This window comes from Thermogladius sp. KZ2Tp1 (genome assembly GCF_051131135.1).
Classification (GTDB): domain Archaea; phylum Thermoproteota; class Thermoprotei_A; order Sulfolobales; family Desulfurococcaceae; genus Thermogladius.
Genome location: NZ_CP151274.1, coordinates 1192173 through 1210439 on the forward strand (window position 1 = coordinate 1192173; position 18267 = coordinate 1210439).

General features: G+C 61.4%; 17 protein-coding genes. 12 read left to right on the forward strand and 5 right to left on the reverse strand.

All coding sequences use genetic code 11. The annotated features are described in order from the left end of the window. Window positions 1–35 precede the first annotated feature (35 nt). From WLZ34_RS06565 to WLZ34_RS06600, 8 genes are all read left to right on the forward strand, one after another. Window positions 36–2393, forward strand: a complete 2358-nt coding sequence (locus tag WLZ34_RS06565; RefSeq protein ID WP_434731240.1) for a xanthine dehydrogenase family protein molybdopterin-binding subunit — start codon at window positions 36–38, stop codon at window positions 2391–2393. A gap of 4 nt (window positions 2394–2397) precedes the next feature. Next, window positions 2398–3273 (forward strand): FAD binding domain-containing protein, encoded by an 876-nt coding sequence (locus WLZ34_RS06570; RefSeq protein WP_434731241.1) that lies wholly within the window; start codon window positions 2398–2400, stop codon window positions 3271–3273. 5 nt (window positions 3274–3278) lie between these two features. Then, window positions 3279–3731 (forward strand): (2Fe-2S)-binding protein, encoded by a 453-nt coding sequence (locus WLZ34_RS06575; RefSeq protein WP_434731959.1) that lies wholly within the window; start codon window positions 3279–3281, stop codon window positions 3729–3731. 83 nt (window positions 3732–3814) lie between these two features. Beyond that, entirely contained in the window at window positions 3815–5143 is a 1329-nt protein-coding gene (locus WLZ34_RS06580) for an ABC transporter substrate-binding protein (RefSeq protein ID WP_434731242.1), read from the forward strand. Window positions 5144–5251: 108 nt separating this feature from the next. After that, window positions 5252–6127 carry a branched-chain amino acid ABC transporter permease gene (locus WLZ34_RS06585; protein WP_428727653.1) on the forward strand — a complete coding sequence of 292 codons (876 nt, stop codon included), beginning with the start codon at window positions 5252–5254 and terminating at the stop codon, window positions 6125–6127. A gap of 6 nt (window positions 6128–6133) precedes the next feature. Continuing rightward, complete coding sequence (locus tag WLZ34_RS06590) at window positions 6134–7087, forward strand: branched-chain amino acid ABC transporter permease (protein ID WP_434731243.1); 954 nt, start codon at window positions 6134–6136, stop codon at window positions 7085–7087. Continuing rightward, the gene (locus WLZ34_RS06595) at window positions 7084–7821 is read left to right on the forward strand and encodes an ABC transporter ATP-binding protein (protein WP_434731244.1); all 738 of its coding nucleotides are present in this window, start codon (window positions 7084–7086) and stop codon (window positions 7819–7821) included. The genes WLZ34_RS06590 and WLZ34_RS06595 overlap by 4 nt, the downstream gene beginning before the upstream one ends. A gap of 8 nt (window positions 7822–7829) precedes the next feature. Beyond that, entirely contained in the window at window positions 7830–8546 is a 717-nt protein-coding gene (locus WLZ34_RS06600) for an ABC transporter ATP-binding protein (RefSeq protein WP_434731245.1), read from the forward strand. A gap of 4 nt (window positions 8547–8550) precedes the next feature. Here WLZ34_RS06600 and WLZ34_RS06605 read toward each other — a convergent pair whose 3' ends face one another. From WLZ34_RS06605 to allB, 5 genes are all read right to left on the reverse strand, one after another. Continuing rightward, window positions 8551–10452: a phosphoenolpyruvate carboxykinase (GTP) gene (locus WLZ34_RS06605; RefSeq protein WP_434731246.1), complete on the reverse strand. Its 1902-nt coding sequence runs from the start codon at window positions 10450–10452 to the stop codon at window positions 8551–8553. Between the two features lie 44 nt (window positions 10453–10496). Then, entirely contained in the window at window positions 10497–11168 is a 672-nt protein-coding gene (locus tag WLZ34_RS06610) for a hypothetical protein (RefSeq protein WP_434731247.1), read from the reverse strand. A 4-nt stretch (window positions 11169–11172) separates the two neighbouring features. Next, window positions 11173–11586: a PPC domain-containing DNA-binding protein gene (locus tag WLZ34_RS06615; RefSeq protein WP_434731248.1), complete on the reverse strand. Its 414-nt coding sequence runs from the start codon at window positions 11584–11586 to the stop codon at window positions 11173–11175. Further along, window positions 11586–12785 (reverse strand): pyridoxal phosphate-dependent aminotransferase, encoded by a 1200-nt coding sequence (locus WLZ34_RS06620; protein ID WP_434731249.1) that lies wholly within the window; start codon window positions 12783–12785, stop codon window positions 11586–11588. Before WLZ34_RS06620 ends, WLZ34_RS06615 begins: the two co-directional genes overlap by 1 nt. Before the next feature lie 70 nt (window positions 12786–12855). Beyond that, a complete protein-coding gene (gene allB, locus WLZ34_RS06625) occupies window positions 12856–14190 on the reverse strand; it encodes an allantoinase AllB (RefSeq protein ID WP_434731250.1) in 1335 nt (444 codons plus the stop codon). A 62-nt stretch (window positions 14191–14252) separates the two neighbouring features. Between allB and WLZ34_RS06630 the strand changes: the two genes are divergently transcribed. The 4 genes from WLZ34_RS06630 to WLZ34_RS06645 are packed head-to-tail and all read left to right on the forward strand — an operon-like array spanning window position 14253 to window position 18216. Continuing rightward, a complete protein-coding gene (locus tag WLZ34_RS06630; protein ID WP_434731251.1) occupies window positions 14253–16607 on the forward strand; it encodes a xanthine dehydrogenase family protein molybdopterin-binding subunit in 2355 nt (784 codons plus the stop codon). Beyond that, window positions 16604–17503, forward strand: a complete 900-nt coding sequence (locus WLZ34_RS06635) for an FAD binding domain-containing protein (protein ID WP_434731252.1) — start codon at window positions 16604–16606, stop codon at window positions 17501–17503. The genes WLZ34_RS06630 and WLZ34_RS06635 overlap by 4 nt, the downstream gene beginning before the upstream one ends. After that, on the forward strand, window positions 17500–17958 hold the full coding sequence (locus tag WLZ34_RS06640) for a (2Fe-2S)-binding protein (protein ID WP_434731253.1): 459 nt from the start codon (window positions 17500–17502) through the stop codon (window positions 17956–17958). The genes WLZ34_RS06635 and WLZ34_RS06640 overlap by 4 nt, the downstream gene beginning before the upstream one ends. Continuing rightward, entirely contained in the window at window positions 17959–18216 is a 258-nt protein-coding gene (locus WLZ34_RS06645; RefSeq protein WP_434731254.1) for a hypothetical protein, read from the forward strand. The last annotated feature ends 51 nt before the right edge of the window (window positions 18217–18267 follow it).

The following is an 18267-nucleotide window of genomic DNA, read 5'->3' on the forward strand; positions in this document are numbered from 1 at the left end:
ACGGGGCCTAGACTTAATATCCGAGGGCTACCAGTTTGTCCCTCGAGGACCCGTATTCTATACTCGAGAAGTACCTGTCGGCAGAGTCCTACTTTGTCGTGGGCAGGGAGTTCACGAGGGTCGACGCGCTCGAGAAAGCCCTGGGAAGAGCCCTGTTCACAGAGGACTACTTCGTGAAGTACGTGTACGGCAACGCGCTGTTCGTGAAGCAGGTGTTGAGCCCTCACCCACACGCGAGGATTAGGGGCTTCCACTTGAAGGAGGCGCTCGGCGTCAGCGGGGTCAGGGCTGTAGTCACGCACAGGGACATACCGGGCGTCAACCAGGTAGGCTACGCGCTGCCCGACCAGCCCCTGCTAGCGGAGGGTAAGGTCAGGTACGCCGGCGAGGTCGTGGCACTCGTCGCGGCAGAGTCGTGGGAGAGAGCGGTTGAGGCGTCGCAGCTCGTTAAAGTCGACTACGAGCCTCTGCCCTACGTCCTCGACCCGCTGGAGGCCATGTCGAGGAGCGACGTGCTAGTACACGAGGAGGCCGGGTCGAACATCGCGTTCAGGACGAAGGTGAGGAAGGGCGACGTCGAGAGGGGGTTCAGCGAGGCAGACGCCGTCGTTGAGAACGAGTACAGGACCCACCACCAGGACCACGCCTACCTAGAGACCGAGGCCGCACTAGCGCTACCGGACTCGGAGGGGAGGGTGACGGTAGTAGGCGCCGCGCAACACCCCCACCTCGCCAGGGACATCACGGCGAGAGTGCTGGGCCTGCCGGCTAGCAGGGTGAAGGTGGTAGTCCCATACCTGGGCGGCGGGTTCGGCGGGAAGGACGACGAGGGCCCCCTCACGGTCGCGAAGGCCGCTCTAGTGGCCTACCTCACGGGGAGGCCGGCCTTCATAGTCTACTCGAGGGAGGAGTCGATCAAGGTCCACCCGAAGAGGGAGGCCACCATAATACGGTACAAGAGCGGGGCGAACAAGGAGGGTAAACTGACGGCGATCGACGTTACGATCATACACGACACAGGGGCCTACGCCAACAGGGCGCCGTTCATACTGTGGAGGGCCACGATGCACGCCTCGGGCCCCTACGAGGTGCCCAACGCGAGAGTGGACGGCTACGCTGTCTACACGAACAAGGTGTACCAGGGGTCGTTCAGGGGCTTCGGCAACCCCAGTGTCCAGTTCGCGGCCGAGAGGCAGATGGACCTGCTAGCCGAGAAGCTGGGGCTGGACCCGGTGGAGTTCAGGCTTAAGAACATCCTCAGGCCCGGCTCTAGGACTCTCACAAACCAGGTCCTAGACCACTCGGTCGGCGTGGGGGAGGCGCTGGAGAAGGTCTCCGCGAAGTCCGGGTGGTTCCAGAAGAGGAGGGAGTACAGCGAGTACAACAAGAAGGCCGGTAGGTGGAGGAGGGGTATAGGCGTTGGCGTCGCCTGGCACGGCATAAGCACCTCGAGGGGCGTCCCCGACTGGTCCAACGCCGTCGTGAAGGTGGAGAAGGACGGGTCTGTCACGGTCTACACGGGGATAGTCGAGATGGGCCAGGGCAGCCCGACCAGCTCGCACGTCCAGATAGTCTCCGAGATACTGGGCGTCCCGCCCGAGAACGTCAGGGTCGTCTTCGGCACGACAGAGGCCCCGGACACGGGGGCTACACACGCCTCGAGGGGGACTGGTATCGGCGGCATAGGCGTCGAGGTCGCGGCCGGGAAGATAAGGGAGAGGCTCGCCAGGCTCGCCGGCGACATTCTCGGGGTCGAGCCCGACAAGCTCGTGTTCAGAGACGGGAGGGTCTACCCGAGGGACAACCCGGAGAAGTACGTGAGGTGGGTGGACCTCGTGAGGGAGGCCTACGCCAAGGGCGTTGAGCTCTCCGCCACCGGCTACTTCTTCCTACCCAAGGGCAGGTTCGACGACACGGTTGGCCAGGGCTTCGCCTACCCGGCTTTCAGCTACATCGTGGTGGTGAGCGAGGTGGAGGTGGACACCGAGACAGGGGTAGTCAGGGTCTTGAGGGTGTGGCCGGCACTTGCCTCCGGTAGGATCATAAGCCCGGTCCAGGTCGAGGGGCAGGTCGAGGGGGCCGTCGTGCAGGGTATAGGCTACACCCTCTACGAGCAGCTCGTCTTCGACGAGAAGGGCTCTATACTCAACGCGGACTTCACGGACTACGTTCTACCCACGGTTATGGAGGTGCCGGAGGTCGAGAAGCCGGTCTACGTGGAGGACGTCTACAAGTACGGTGCTATGGGTGCTAAGGGAGTGGGCGAGATGGCGCTGATACCGATCCCGGCGTCTATCGCCAACGCTGTCTCCCACGCCCTCGGCGTCAACGTGACCAGGCTTCCCATCACCCCGGAGTACGTCCTGGAGCTGACAGGCTCTCTAAAGAGGTGATAGGATGTTCTACAAGCTACCCTCCTTCGAGTACTACAGGGCTAGGAGCGTCGAGGAGGCTGTAGAGCTAGCTAGCAAGCTGGGCGACTACAAGTACCTGGCTGGGGGTACAGACCTGCTAGTAGACCTGAAAATAGGGCGTTACAGGCCGAGGGCGGTCATCGACCTGGGCGGCTTGAGGGAGCTCAGGTACGTAGTCGACGAGGGCTCCAAGGTAAGGATCGGCGCCTTGACGACCCTGGAGGAGATTCTGAGGTCCGACGTGGTCAAGAAGAAGCTACCCCTACTCCACCAAGCAGTGTACAACATGGCTAGCTGGCAGATCAGGAGCGTCGCCACGATAGGCGGGAACATAGCTAACGCCTCGCCAGCCGCCGACACCGCCCCGCCTCTACTAGTCCACGGCGCCCTCGTGAAGCTGAGGGGGCCCCGCGGCTCGAGGTCTATTGCGCTAGGGGAGCTCGTGCTGGGCCCACGTAAAACAGCCCTGGAGACCGGTGAGATGATCGCCGAGTTCGAGGTCCCGGTGGTGGAGGGGCTTAGCGAGTACTGGGCTTACAGGAAGTTCGGCCGGAGGAGCGCCTTCACGCTCTCTGTAGTAGGGCTGGCCCTGGGAGTCGAGGTCAGACCCGGGGGAGAGCTGAGGTTCAGGGTTGCATTGAACTCCGTGGCGCCGAGGCCTGTCAGGGCCGCGACCGTAGAGGAGTACCTGAACGAGAAGGGGTTGAGCGACGAGTCTATTGAAACCGCCTCAAGGCTGGTCCAGCAAGACATATCGCCGATCACGGACGTCAGGGCTACGGCAGAGTACAGGAGGCACCTCGCCTCCGCTCTACTCAGGGACGCCCTGAGGGAGGTCGCGGGGAGGCTCAGGAGGTGAGGCGCGTGAAGGTCTCCTTCAAGCTGAACAACCAGCCCGTCGAGGTGGACGTCGAGCCCAACGAGGTGCTGCTCGACACACTAAGGCTCAGGCTGAAGGTCACGAGCGTGAAGAGGGGGTGCGAGAGGGGCGAGTGCGGCGCCTGCACCGTCCTGATCGACGGCGAGCCCGTGTACTCGTGCCTAGTCCTAACGCCGCAGGTCGAGGGCAGAGAGGTGGTGACGCTCGAGGGCCTCCAGGGGGACGAGCTAGCGGGGAGGATAGTCAAGGCCCTGGTAGAGGAGGGGGCTGTCCAGTGCGGCTTCTGCACACCGGGCTTCATCCTGACAGTGTACGCAGGGTTGAAGAAGGGGCTGATAAAGACATTGGAGGACGCCAAGAAGGCTATCGAGGGTAACCTGTGCAGGTGTACCGGCTACGTTAAGATCCTCAGGGCTGTCTCAAGGCTAATCAAGTGAATCGACGCGATTAAACAGTGTTCCCACTAAAGTTTTTATTTCACCATACTACACATATATGTACAAGGAGAAGGGTCGGTTCTATGGCTAGTAAACCCTCCCGAACCCCCTTAATAATCGCTATAGTGGTGATCGTAGCGATAGTTGCGGCTGCGCTGGGCTACTACATTTACACCTCGAAGCCCGCTGCGACACCCTCCCCGTCTCCAACCCCTACCAAGGTTAAGATTGAGAAGGTCGTCATCGGCGTCGTCCAGCCCTTGACGGGCCCTTACGCTATATTCGGTAGAGAGGCGGTCGACGCCGCCAGGCTTGTCGTGGACATGATCAACAACGAGCTCGGCGGGGTCAGGTCGCTCGGGGGCGCGAAGCTGGACATCGTGGTCGAGGACGCTGGTACGTCGCCCGAGTCCGCTAGGCTGGCGGCGGAGAAGCTGATCTCGCAGTACCACGTCCCCATAATATACGGGGCGTACATCAGCAGGTTCACGATGGCGATGGGTACTGTGACCGAGCAGAACAAGGTCATCCTGGTCACGGACGCCCTAGTAGACGACCTGGCTAACCAGGGCTGGATGTACTTCTTCAGAGTGGCCCCCAGAGCCAGCGCTCACGGAGTCTCGGCCGTGGACTTCGTCATGGATATGGCTAAGAAGCATAACGTGACCATTAGAACAGCCGTGATCATCAACGAGGACTCAGTGTTCGGGACTACGGTTAGCAACGGAGCCCACCTCCAGCTAGTGAAGTACGGCGTGGAGGTGTCGTCGCACATAACCTACCCGTACGACATCACGGACATGAGCCCGATCATAGACCAGATCAAGAGGTTGAACCCGGACATCGTGATAGCCGTCCCCTACTTCAGCGACGGGGTCCTGTTCGCAAAGACGGCGAAGGCGGCCGGGCTGAACCCCAAGTTCATAGCCGGCGCCGGCGCGTGCGGCTTCACGGACCCGGACTCCATTAAGGCGGCCGGCGACGCCGTCCTGTACTACACCAACACCTACAGTTACAACCCGGCGAAGCCCACGGAGTGGAACAAGAAGCTGGTCAGCGAGTTCATGAGGAGGTACGGTAAGATGCCGACCGAGGCCGCCGGCGAGGTCTTCTACTCCTTCTTCACGACCTACGAGGCGCTCGAGAAGGCCGGCCAGATGTTCCCGGACGACCCGTTGAACCCAGACCACTTGAGGCAGGCCTTCCTCAGCCTAGACCTGAACGAGAGCAACAGCATAGCCGCCCAGCTCTACCCGACGGGCAGGATCAAGTTCGCGCCGAACGGCGAGAACCTGTACGCGGGTACAGCCATACTACAAGTACAGTTGATAAACGGCACTCTAACACCTGTCGTTGTGTGGCCTCAGCCACAGGAGGGCGTCCAACCCGTATTCCCCAGACCCAGTAGCTGATTTTTTACGTCCTCGACTGCTCCCTAACCAAGCCAATTTTATTAAGAATCGTCCCACACCTATATACAGAGGACACATCCGTACACGCATGTACAGGGTGTTGTATAGATGTCGGTTGGAGGATTACTCGTCGCCGTTTTACAGCAGGTTATAGACGGTGTCTTCCTAGGCTTGTTCTACGCGATAGTAGCCTCAGGCCTAGCCCTCATATTCGGGGTCATGGACATAATCAACTTCGCCCACGGAGACCTAGTAATGATCTCGGCGTACTTCGTGTGGCTGATATCGACATACCTAAACATAGACCCGTTGTTGTCGATGCTCCTAGTACTACCAGTACTGTTCGTCTTGGGGCTCGCGATACAGAAAGGGCTGATAAACCCCGTCCTCGGCAAGGAGCCCCTTATCCAGATAGCTGTAACGGTCGGGCTAGGTTTCGTGCTCCAGAATATAGCCCTAGGCTACTTTAAGGCCGAGCCGAGGGGGTACCCGAACCCCGTCTTCTCGGAAGGCCTGAGCATAGGGCCGTTTGTAATATACGAGTCGAAGCTGCTGTCGGCGGCGGTGTCAGTCCTCGTACTGTTCCTGCTGGACCAGTTCTTGTCGAGGACTAGGCTAGGCCTGGCAATGAGGGCTGTCACAGACGACAGGTCTAGTGCCATGCTCATGGGCATCAACGTCGAGAGAGTCTACCTGCTCACGTTCGCGGTCGGAATGGTATTGGTAGGGGTCGCCTCGGGACTGTGGATGGAGATGGGGCAGGTGTGGCCCTACCTCGGGACTTCTTTCAGCCTGGTCTCGTGGGTAGCAGTCGCACTCGCGGGTCTCGGCAGCATACGGGGCTTGGTAGTCTCGGCCGTGATCATCGGGATAGCCGAGTCCATGGGCAGCCTCATAAGCCCCTCGGTGAAGATGGCCGTGGTCTACCTGATATTCTTCTTCATACTGTGGTTTAAGCCGAGGGGCTTCTTCGCGAAGAGGTGAAGAGAGGTGTTGACGAGGAGCACTCTACTCTCGATCGCCCTCTTCCAAGCCGCCCTACTGGCAGTGGGCTTCCTAGTGTCGGGGAACAACTACTACATGCTCTTACTGACCCAGGTCGCGCTGTTCGCGGCCTTCGTCGCAGCTTGGAATATCATCGGCGGCCTGACCGGGCAGCTGGACTTGGCTTCGAGCGCTTACATGGCTCTCGGGGGTATAGTGACCTCGCTCTTGTGGATGAGGCTAGGGTTACCGCCCGTAGTGGGCGTGTGGGCGGGCGGCGCCGTCGCCGCGGGTCTGGCAGTGTTGATTGGTATACCCACGTTCAGGTTCGGGGTTAGAGAGGTCTGGTACGCCCTGATGACGGCGTCCCTTGTCGTCATACTGAACAACTTGTTCAGGTACTTCATGGGTCCCTGGGACTTCTACTTGCCGAACAAGTGGGGCTGGCTGTACCTGAGGCCCAGGACCTACTTCGAGCTCTTCATCATAGTCGACGTGGTCTTGTTGGCGGTCATACTCGTCAACATCTACATCTCGGGCTCCAAGATCGGCTACTACTTGAGGAATATAAAGGAGGACGAGCTCGTCTCCGAGGCCGTAGGAGTCGACACGAGGCTCTACAAGCTGATAGCTCTAGCTATATACTCGTTCATAACGGGCGCGGCCGGGTTTTTGCAGGTGGTCATATACTCGAGCTTCTCGTACAGGCTCTTCGACGCTGGGCTCGCTATAAGCATCGCTATAATGGGGATAATCGGGGGCCTAGGCTCTATTAGCGGGGCGATAGCGGCCGCCGTGGTGTTCAGGGCTCTAGGCGAGTACCTGCGTAGCACCCTGGGCGGGGTCATCCCCGGCCTAGACCTCCTCCTCTACGGCGTGGCCCTGATAGTCGTCGGGATCCTCAAGCCAGAGGGCCTAGCCGGGCTTTTCAACCAGTTGAGGAGGTGGTGGAGGAAGTGAGCGCTCCAGACGTTGTCTTGAGAGTCGAGAACGTGACGAAGAGGTTCGGCGGTGTAGTGGCGCTAAGCGACGTCACCCTCAGTGTGGGTGGAGGGGAGATAGTCGGCCTCATAGGGCCCAACGGCTCGGGCAAGACGACGCTGTTCAACTGTATCACCGGGGTGTACAAGCCGGACAAGGGCAGAGTGTTCTTCATGGGTAGGGACATAACCGGCCTACAGCCCCACGAGGTGGCGAAGCTGGGTATAGCTAGGACGTGGCAGAAGGTGAGGCCTTTCAGGAACCTGACCGTCCTGGAGGCCGTGACAACAGGGGCTCTCTTGAGGACGGACAGCGTGGAGGAGGCCCGTAAAACAGCCGTCGAGGTCCTCGAGTTGATCGGTCTACCAAGGGAAGACTGGGGGAGGCTGGGGAGCGAGATCACGCTAATGGAGCACAAGCTTGTAGACCTGGCTAGAGCCCTGGCCACCGGGCCCAAACTCCTCTTGCTGGACGAGATCGCCGCCGGCCTCAGGCCCCACGAGCAGGAGAGGCTGGCCGAGGTCATCAAGAAGGTGTGGAGCGACCGGGGCTTGACCCTCGTCGTGGTCGAGCACGTCATGAGGTTCGTAATGTCCCTGAGCAAGAGGGTCGTGGTACTCCACGAGGGCAGGGTGATCGCCGAGGGCCCCCCAGAGGAGGTCGCCTCGAACCCCAGGGTGATAGAGGCGTACCTGGGCATCAAGCCCGTCTAGGTGGTCGGATGACCCGCCTACTCGAGCTTAGGAGGGTTAACGCGGGCTACGGCGAGTTCAAGGTCCTACACGACGTCTCCCTCTACGTCGACAAAGGCGAGATAGTCGCCGTCGTAGGCCCCAACGGCGCCGGCAAGACTACACTACTGCGGACTATCATGGGCTACACCACGCTGTACAGCGGGAGCGTCGTCTTCAAGTCGGCCGACATCTCCGGCAAGAGAGTCCACGAGCGAGTGGCGCTGGGGCTCACAATGGTGCCGGAGGGCAGGGGGATCTTCCCGAACCTCACCGTCGAGGAGAACCTGCTAGCGGGGGCGTACCTAGAGAGGGACAAGTCGAAGGTGAGGGAGAGGCTCGAGCTCGTGTACAGCATATTCCCGAGGCTGAAAGAGAGGAGGGGCCAGCTAGCGGGCTCGCTGTCGGGTGGCGAGGCGCAGATGCTTGCGCTTGGCAGGGGGCTGATGACCTCGCCCGAGCTGTTGTTGGTCGACGAGATGAGCCTGGGACTAGCGCCTAAGGTGGTACTAGCGCTCTTCGACCTCGTAGTTAAGCTGAACAAGGAGTACGGGCTCACGATGCTGGTAGTGGAGCAGCACGTCAAGAACGCACTGGAGATCTCAAGCCGCGGCTACGTCCTCGAGAACGGGAGGGTCGTGCTCGAGGGAGACGGCAGGAGCCTGCTCTCTAACGAGATGTTGAAGAAGGCCTACCTGATATACTGACAGACTACTTTTTGTCCAGCTGGAACGGGTCAATGTAGTCCCCGTACCTGAGCCTCGCCTCCTCGAGCCTCCTCAGCTGCTCCCCCATCACGTCGAAGAACACGGGGGGAGTGTCGGGGATCTTCTTGTACACCTCTACAACCCTGTTGACCCTCTCTATCTGTTTGGCCACCCTGACCTTGAACTGCTCCCTGTAGGCCTGCTCCGTGTACTCTTTTCCAAGCACCTCTCTGAACAGCTTGGCCAGGTCTTCGTAGACTGGTATGAGGCCCGTCGGCGTCTCGAGAGCCTCCACGTCGCCGTGCACTCTCAGCCCTATCCACTTCAACCAGACCACTTTATCGGTCTTCTCGTTCAGGAACCTGCCCTCCTTGTCCCTGAGGAAGTAGTTGACGCTGTATATCTTGGGTAAGCGGGTCAACCTCCCCGCGAAGTCCAGGTGAAGCCTCAGGAACTCGCCGGGGGACACCGAGAGGAAGTCTAGTATGGCGTAGGGGTTGAACTCCTTGACCCCAACCTGGCCGAGAACCGCGGCTGTCCTCTCCGACTCGAGGGCAGCGGCCTTCGTCACGTTGCCGTGTACCCAGTCGAAGGCCTCCTCAACCGGGACGTTCGTGTCCGAGTCCCTCCCGCCGAATATCATCGCCTCCACGGGGACGCCCATGGGGTCTTCTATCCTCGGGTCCAGGTTCTTCAGGTACTTGAGGTACGTCGTGAACCTGGCGTTGGGGTGGGACGGGAGCACCTCCCTCCCTTTATCGTCCCTAAGCCCCGGCCTCCAGGGACCCGCGTAGTTCAACCCGCTCCTGGGGGGCTCGGGCCTCCCCCTCCACCAGACGTCCCCGTCCTCCGTGAGTAGGACGTTGCTGAAGATCACCTCTGTCTCGGGGTCTAGGAGTATTTTGTAGATCTCCGGGTCGTCGACCGGGTTTATCCCGTCTATTATCCCGAAGGAGCCCACCTCGGGGTTTATCGCCCTGGCCTCCCCGTTGTAGGCGTGTATTATGGCCAGGTCGTCGCTGACCAGGGTGTCTGCCACTAGAGCGGTGGACGTCTTGCCGCAGCCGGCGGGGTAGGCTCCTGTCAAGTACGTCACCCGGCCCCCCGGCCCCCTGACCCCGACTATGAACATGTGCTCGCAGAGGAACCCCTCCTTCTTGCCCTGGTTCACGCACAGCCTGAGCGAGAGCTTCTTCAGGCCCACCGTGTTCCCGGCGTACTGGGTGTTCACGCTGTAGACTATGTGGTCGTCGAGGTCTATGTATATCCTCCTCTTCTCGACGTTCTTGCTCCAGCCCAGCTCGTTCCTCTCGCCTGTCGCGTGCAGGAACCTCATGTACTTCAGCTTACCGCCCCTCTCCACGAACACGCTGTAGCAGACCCTGTACAGTATGTTCTCGCTGTGCGCCACGTACGCCGAGTCCGTTATCTGGACCCCGTAGAGGGAGAACGGCGAGTCCCTCGGCCCGAAGCAGTAGAACCCGATGTACATCGTGTTCCCTCTCATCACGCCTTTGAAGAGCTCCCTTACCTCGGCTAGGCCCCTCTCCCTCTCGAGCGTGTTCACCATGGCTATACTTGTCCCGGGCGGGACCAGTATCCTGGTGTTCTCTCTGTCTCTCGCCAGGTCGTAGAGCCCGTCGAAGTGTACGGTCTTGTTCTTGTACTTCGTCGGGAGCTCCTCCCTGTTCTCTAAGGCACGCCTCTTTATGTACTCCAAGTCCTCTGGTGAGCCCGTGTTGACGTAGATCCTCTCCGGGTCGGCGGTCTCCGCTACGTCTGCGACCCAGGTGTGGAGGCGGGGGTCCGGGATCGCGAGGAGTCTCTCCAGGTGTTCTCTGTCAGCATACCTCCTGAGGACCTCGACGACCCTCTCGGATACCCCTCCAGAGAGTGTGGGGGACATGTAGCACCCCCTAGTTAACAAGTACTACACGTATACGTATATATCTACTTGAAGACCGGTATGTTGTGCGAGGCGAGGAAGTCAATGTACTCCCGGTCCCTGACGAGCCTCCTGTAGGCCCTCGTCAGGTTCACGGACCTCAACAGGTAGTCGTTGAAGTACCTCAGGGAGAACTCCACGAGCCTGCCGAACAAGTCTCGGCACAGCTCCCCTAGTGCGAGTAGGGCGAGTAGGTCGAAGGGGGTTGGGACGACCTCCTCGAGGGCGGTGTAGAGGGCGCCGGGGTTCGCCTTGAGGGTCGCGTAGGCCTTGACGTAGTCGTCAACGACCGTGAACTCCCCTAACTCCCGTACCGGCTGGGCGTCTCTCCTGAACACCCGCACCCACTCCTCCAAGTCGGCTACCCCGTACACGTCGGCTCTAATGATGAGGGAGGCCACATCAACGGCCCTGTACCTAGCCTCCTCGAAGTCCACCTCGCCGAGGTAGCACTCCACGCGCGGCAGGCTCGTGGAGGCGAGCAGGTCGAGGACGGGCCGCCAGACCCTCGCGAAGCTCGCGGGGACCCCCCTCTTCCTCAGGGTGTCCGGGCCTAGTCGGCGGGCGTCCTCGCACAGGGAGCCCGGGATTGGTACGGCAACCGACCCGCGCGCACGCCTAACAAAGGAGGCCAGCTTCCTGTAGCCGCTCTCCGTGAAGGTGGTGAAGACGTACATGAGGCTAGACGTCCCTGTGGAAGAAAACCTCTCTCACCACGTCGCCGACCTCTACGAGGAACACCTCTAGAAACGGGTCGACTAGACCGCTGACCAGGTGGCCGGCGGCGCTACCCCTACGCCACGCCAGGTTGACGTGGAGGTGGACCGAGACGTGGCCGCTGCTCGTCACCAGGTAGTTGCCCAGCATCGGCGCCACCTCGAGCGTCTCGTCTGCGGCCGCGTCGAGCGTCTGTACAACGTACCTGCCGGCCCCCCTGTCGTAGACGCCGAGCTCCGCGTGCTTCAGGCCCCCTATCGCCAGCACCAACCCTCCCCTCAGCCCCCTCTCGAGCACGGCGGTAGCGATGGCGTCTGGGACGACGGAGTTCCTCTCCAGCCTGACGGGGTAGACCCCCTTAACAGTGTAGGCGGACACTAGGCCTCGCCCAGGTACTCCCCTATGAGCCTGACCCCTTCTTCAATGGTCTTCTCGTCGTTGGTGACAAAGGTTATCCTCAGGTGGTTGGCCCCGGACGGGCCGAATATGGAGCCCGGCAACGCGACTACGCCCTTCTCCTCCGCTAGCTTGACGGCCAGGTCGAGGTCGCCGACCTTCATCTCGGCCAGGTAGCTGGAGAGGTCTGGGAACACGTACATGCTGGCGGTGGGCTTCACGACCCTCGCCCTGGGGAGGTACTTTCTCACAGCCTCGTAGGCGGCGTCCCTCCTCCTCCTGTAGATCGGGATGACGTACTCGAGGTACTTCTCCTTATACCCCTTCCTCAGGTAAAGCGTGGCGAGCCACTGCATAGGTACCGGGGCCACGATGCCGAGTATCCCCTTGAGCTTCACCATCTCGCGGGCTAGCTCCTTGTTGAACGTGTAAACGTAGCCGAGCCTGCCGCCAGGTATCGCGATGTCCTTGGAGAAGCTGCCGATGTTCACGAGCACGTCGGGGTTCTCCACGTACTTCTCGAACCAGACGTGCCCCCCCTCGTAGACCAGGTGCTTGTAAGCCACGTCGTAGAGTATCCAGACGCCCCTCCTCGAGGCCTCCTCGGCTATCGCCTTCGCGACCTCCCTGCTTATAACCCTCGAGGTCGGGTTGTCGGGGCTGGCGAAGAGGACGGCCTTGACCCTCTTCATTTTGTCCAGGATACAGTCCACGCTCGGCTGGAACCCCGTGTCGACGCTCTCGCTACACCACTCGGCCTCCAAGCCGAGGAAGGTAAGGGTGTCCCAGTACATGCTGTAGCAGGGCTCTAGGAGCAGGACTCTGTCGTTGGGGTCCGTGGTAGCGTACAGCGAGAGGATGATGCCGTCCAGCCCCCCGGCCGTGACCACGATGTTGTCGGGCGGGACGTCCACGCCCCCGTACTTCCTGAGGTCGGCGCTAATCTCCTCCCTCAGCTCCGGCAGCCCCTGGGTGGGGGCGTAGCGGAAGGCCGTGAATGTGTTCTTCGACACGAACTCTATGAACTCGGCTAGCGCGCTAGCGTCCGGCGGTAGGCCGGGCTGCCCCGCCGTGAAGTCTATGACCCTCCTCCCGCTCCTCCTCAGCTGGTCTGCGAGCGCTACGAGAACCCTGTGAGGCGAGGTCTTGATCGCCCTGCTCCTACGCGAGACACCCGTCATTAGACCACCCACGTGTTAGAATTGTTTTTGGATAATAAAATAAGTTCTAATTAATCTAAGAGTACGCCGCTCACCGGACCGGCTTGACCCAGGAGCCCACCGGCTTGCCCTCCACGACTCCGTCTCTAGCCACCACTACCCCCTTCAGTATCGTGTACTTCACCCTCCCCTTGAGCCTCCAGCCTATGTAGGGGGACAGCTTGTGCTTGTAGTACAAGTCCTCCTCCCTGACCACGTACTCCTCTCTCGGGTCTACGACGACGAGGTCCCCGGAGCTACCGGGTGCTATCTCGCCCTTCCACGGCCAGAGCTTGAACAGCTTGGCGGGGTTCCTCGCCATTAGTAGGGGTATCCTCCTCACGTCGATGAAGCCCCTGAGCGCCAGGTCGAGCATGAGCGGGAGCAGCGTCTGGACACCGGGCATACCCGAGGCCGCCGACCATATGTCCCCGCTCTTCTCCTCGGGAGCGTGGGGCGCGTGGTCGCTGCCGATGGTGTCGATCAGCCCGCTGTTCACCCCGCGGAGCAGGGCCTCGGCGTGGTCCCTCCCCCTTATAGGCGGGTTCACTTTGATTAGGGGGCCGTACTTCTCGTAGTCGTCTGCCGACAGGACCAGGTAGTGCGGGCAGGTCTCGGCGTACATGGAGACGCCCCTCCTCTTGAAATCCTCGACGGCCTCGAGCGCCTGCTTCGACGAGACGTGGACTATCAGAGACCTGCCCCCGGCGTGCTCCTGTATCGACCCTATCGTTCTAATGGCGTGGGCCTCCGCCAGAGGCGGCCTCGCCAAGTCGTGGAGGGAGGGCTTAGACCCCTGCGCCCTGTACCTCGCCGTGAAGTACTCGACCAGCTCGTGCGTCTCGGCGTGGAAGGCGACCGTGAACCCGTACTTCTCCGAGGACTCCATCACCTCCACGAGGCTCCCCAGCCTGGGCGGCGGTATGTTGCCGGTCGTGGGGCCGAGGAAGACCTTGAACCCCACGACGCCCGCGTCGAGCATCTCCCTTATCCTGCCCACGCTCCCGTCGTGGAGGACCCCGTAGAGGGCAAAGTCGACGTAGGCCCTCCCCTGTAGAAGCCTGGCCTTCTCGGCAACCCTCTCGGCGGAGTCCACGGGTGGGAGCGTGTTGGGCATCTCGACGACCGTAGTCACGCCGCCCGCCGCAGCCGCCTTGGTACCGTGCTCGAAGTCGTCCTTGTAGGTCAAGCCCGGCTCGCGCATGTGGACGTGCTCGTCTACCACGCCCGGGAGGACGAGCATCCCGCCGGCCTCTATGACCTCGAAGCCGGGAGGCGCATTCAGCCCTCTACCGACCTCCTTGATCACCCCGTTCTCCACGAGGACGTCTGCCTGGTGAACGTACTCGGGTGTTACGACTAGTCCCCCTCTCACGAGGACGTTCATGTCCCCCACTTCAATAACGACATATATCCTATCATGTAGATATAACTAATCGAGTGGAGACGATGAGCGAGCACGTATTTATAGGAAGGCGCGCTCCTAGGCACGACGCCATCCCGAAGGTGACGGGGGCCCTCAAGTTCGCCAACGACCTCGAGGTCCCGGGGATGCTCATAGGCAGGATATACAGGAGCCCCTACGCGTTCGCGGACATTGCTAGGGTAGACGTGTCCGAGGCCGAGAGACTCGGGGCGGTCGCCATAACCCCCGACGAGGTGCCGCACAAGCTCTTCAACCCCAGGCTGGTGAGCGTCGACGAGGTCACTTTCAAGGACCACCTCATACTGACCAAGAGGCCGCGCTACATAGGCGAGCCGATAGCCGCGGTCGCGGCCCCGAGCGAGGAGCTCGCGCAGCGGGCCCTCGAGTCGATCAGGATAGAGGTGGAGAGGGTCTACAAGCCGGTACTAGACCCCTTCGAGGCCACGAGCTCCTCCTCCCCCCTCATACACGAGGAGATCATGAAGGGCGACCAGGTGCTCAAGGTCGAGAGGAACATAGCCGCCAGGCTCTCGTACACGGAGGGGGACGTCGACAAGGCGTTTAGAGAGGCCAGCGTCGTGGTCGAGAGGAGCTTCAGGAGCGGTAAGAGGTACCACATGCAGCTGGAGCCCAAGGCGGTCCTTTGCGTACCGGAGCCGGGCGGTAAGCTGACCATATACGCGACTACGCAGACGATACACAACACCAGGATCTTGATCAGCCAGCTCTTCGACATACCAGAGAGCAAGATCACAGTAGTCAAAGTCCCTATAGGAGGGTCCTTCGGGTCCAGCATCCAGGTCAACTACCTGGTCCCGATCGCTGTGGCGCTGTGCCTTAAGGCCCGTAGGCCCGTGAAGATCGCGTACACTAGAGAAGAGGACATGCTAGACCACTCCAACTACGTCTTCCACATGAGGCTCAAGGTGGGCGCGAAGAGGGACGGCGAGGTAATTGCGGGGGAGTTCCACAACATACTCGACATCGGGGCCCACCAGATCCAGGCCTACCCGCTGCTCGGCACCTCGCTGGGCTGGTTCGTCTCCATGTACAAGTGGAAGAACATAAGGTACGAGGGCGTGGCGGTCTACACCAACAAAGTACCCAGCTGCGCCCTGAGAGGCTACGGGGCCCCCGAGGTCCAGTGGGCTGTGGAGACGGTGATCGACGAGTTGGCGGAGGAGCTGGGCGTGGACCCCGTGGAGCTCAGACTGAAGAACTACGTCGGGAGGGGCGACATATTCTGGGGCCAGGGCCCGACGGTCAGGTCTGTCATCAAGTCGGACGGGGTACCGGAGCTGCTGCTGAAGGGCAGGGAGCTCATCGGCTGGGATAAGAGGGGGAGGCCGGAGGAGAAGAAGGGTCGCTTTAGGAGGGGCGTGGGGCTCGGCAGGGGCTTCCACACGTCTGGCGCGGGGGGCCCCATCTCGGGTGAGGTCATAGACTTCACCGGGGCGGTGCTCAAGCTCAACGAGGACGGGACGCTGGACTACATCACCGCGCTACAGGACCACGGCGGGGGGACGCTGGACGCCCACGTCAAGATCATAGCCGAGGAACTGCAGGTGCCGCCGGAGAGGATAAACCTCGCCCTGGCCACCACGGAGAACACCCCGTACGACGTCTGTACGCACGCTTCGAGAGGAGTCTTCGTGGGCGGTGAGGCGGCCAGGAGGGCGGCGGCCATCGTAAAGCAGAAGATACTCGAGGCGGCCGTTAGGCTACTCCCCATGGCCGTCAACCCTGAGGCGCTCAGGATCAGGTACGACCCGGCCAGGGAGGACGCGGTGATCTACGTCGAGGGCATGCCGCAGTACAGCATAACCTTGAGAGAGCTGGCGAGGAAGGTGTGGCAGAAGAACTGGGGGACTATAGCAGCGGTGGTGACCTACAGGGCTACCAGCGCGCCCCCGAGCTTCACAGTGTACTACGTCGAGGTGGAGGTCGACACCTGGATCGGTAAGGTCAGGCCCGTGAGGGTCGTCGCGGGCGCGGACGTGGGTACTCCGATAAACCCCGACATGGTGGAGGGCCAGCTGCACGGGGGGTTCGCGATGGCCTGGGGCATGGTCTTCTCGGAGGACACCCCCTACAACCCGGAGACAGGCGAGCTGGCCAACAGGTTCCTCATAACCGACTACAAGATACCCACGGCTCAGGACCTGCCCCGCCTAGAGGACTTCAAGGTCGTGATCGCCTCGACCAAGGAGCCCTCCGGCCCCTTCGGGGCGAAGGGGCTGGGGGAGGCGGCCATGAACCCTGCGGCAGCGGCCATCTGCAACGCCATCTACAACGCGACCGGTGTAAGGGTCTACGAGCTGCCTCTCACGCCCGACAAGCTCTTGAAGCTGATAAAGGAGAGGGGGGGACCGGCTTGAGGCCCTCGGTTATAAACTACATGAACACGCACATACTGCCCAGCTTCGAGTACTACGAGCCAAAGAGTCTCGGCGAGGCCCTAGAGCTACTTGACAGGCTAGGCGGCGACGCCAAGGTGCTCGCGGGTGGCACGGACCTCCTCGTGAAGATGAAGACCGGGGCCCTGCGCCCGAAGTACATAGTCAACATAAAGAGGATACCCGGCCTCCGCTACATAAGGCTGGAGGAGGGCGTCCTCAGGATCGGGGCCCTCGCGACCTGGCACGACCTCGAGGAGGACCCGGTCGTGGAGAGATTCCCCGCCCTCGCAGACGCCGTCAAGCAGATGGGCGGGCTGCAGATAAGAGTGATGGGCACTATAGCGGGCAACCTCTGCAACGCCTCCCCCGCCGCGGACGCCGCGCCCCCTCTCCTGGTCTACGACGCCGAGGTTGTTTTGGCGAGCGTGAAGGGGGTGAGGACCGTCAAGCTCGAGGAATTCTTCGTGGGCCCCGGTAAGACCGTGATGCAGCCGAGCGAGCTCCTCGTGGAGGTCAGGGTGCCCGCGAAGGGCGGGTCCTCGGCCTTCGTGAAGCTGTCCAGGACTAGCATGGACCTGGCGATAGCCAGCGCGGCGGTCTACGCGGAGTTCGAGGGCGAGGCGGTCAAGGAGGCCAGGGTGGCCTTGGGGTCGGTCGCCCCGACTCCTATGAGGGCCAGGAAGACAGAGGCCGTGCTGAAGGGTCGGAGAGTGAGTGAGGAGGGGCTAATCGAACTGCTGAGGACCGTCAGCGAGGAGGTCAACCCTATAACGGACGTGAGGGCCTCGGCGTGGTACAGGAGGGAGGTCTCGAGGGTCTTGGTCTACGACGCCCTACTTAAGGCATTCGAGAGGAGTAGGGGTGGGAGGGCTTGAGGATCAGCTTCAAGCTCAACGGGAGGCCCGTCGAGGTCGACGTAGCGCCCAACGAGCTGTTGATCAACGTGTTGAGGGACAAGCTGAAGCTGACGGGCACGAAGTACGGCTGTGGCATAGGCGAGTGCGGTGCCTGCACGGTGCTCGTCGACGGGAAGCCTGTCCTCTCCTGCCTAACACTCGCGGTGGACGTGAACGGGAGGGAGGTCGTCACCGTCGAGGGCGTGTCCGAGGACGGGAACCTGACCCCGGTGCAGAGGGCGCTCGTGGAGGAGGGGGCTATACAGTGCGGCTACTGTACACCGGGGTTCGTCATGGTGGGAGAGTACCTCAGGAGTAAGAAGAGGGCCTACAGCGAGGAGGAGATAAGGAGCCTGATACGCGGCAACCTCTGCCGCTGCACGGGCTACGTGAACATAGTGAAGGCCCTCGCCAAGGCCCTGGGAGGAGGGTAGTTGAGAGTAAGAGTCTTCTTCGTGGGCGAGGCCGCGAGCATCTTCGGGAGGAGGTTCGTCGACGTCGAGTTCGACGAGGAGGAGGTGGAGCTGAGGAGGCTTGTCGAGAAGTTGAGGGAGTTCGAGTCCTACAGGAGGCTCGAGGAGAGGCTCAACCTCGTCTGGTTCCTCGTGGGGGACCTCCAGGCGGCCCTCACGACTAGGCTCAGGGACGCAGACGTGGTCGCAGTGATGCCTCCCCTCTACGAGGGCGGATGAGACCTGGTACTTTTTTTATTCCCTAGCCCTGCTTAGACTGGGAGGGTGGTC

Coding starts and splice junctions, on each gene's coding strand:
- WLZ34_RS06570 (WP_434731241.1), top strand. CDS start 2,398: ATGTTCTACAAGCTACCCTCCTTCGAGTACTACAGGGCTAGGAGCGTC.
- WLZ34_RS06580 (WP_434731242.1), top strand. CDS start 3,815: ATGGCTAGTAAACCCTCCCGAACCCCCTTAATAATCGCTATAGTGGTG.
- WLZ34_RS06585 (WP_428727653.1), top strand. CDS start 5,252: ATGTCGGTTGGAGGATTACTCGTCGCCGTTTTACAGCAGGTTATAGAC.
- WLZ34_RS06600 (WP_434731245.1), top strand. CDS start 7,830: ATGACCCGCCTACTCGAGCTTAGGAGGGTTAACGCGGGCTACGGCGAG.
- WLZ34_RS06605 (WP_434731246.1), bottom strand. CDS start 10,452: ATGTCCCCCACACTCTCTGGAGGGGTATCCGAGAGGGTCGTCGAGGTC.
- WLZ34_RS06610 (WP_434731247.1), bottom strand. CDS start 11,168: ATGTACGTCTTCACCACCTTCACGGAGAGCGGCTACAGGAAGCTGGCC.
- WLZ34_RS06620 (WP_434731249.1), bottom strand. CDS start 12,785: ATGACGGGTGTCTCGCGTAGGAGCAGGGCGATCAAGACCTCGCCTCAC.
- allB (WP_434731250.1), bottom strand. CDS start 14,190: ATGAACGTCCTCGTGAGAGGGGGACTAGTCGTAACACCCGAGTACGTT.
- WLZ34_RS06630 (WP_434731251.1), top strand. CDS start 14,253: ATGAGCGAGCACGTATTTATAGGAAGGCGCGCTCCTAGGCACGACGCC.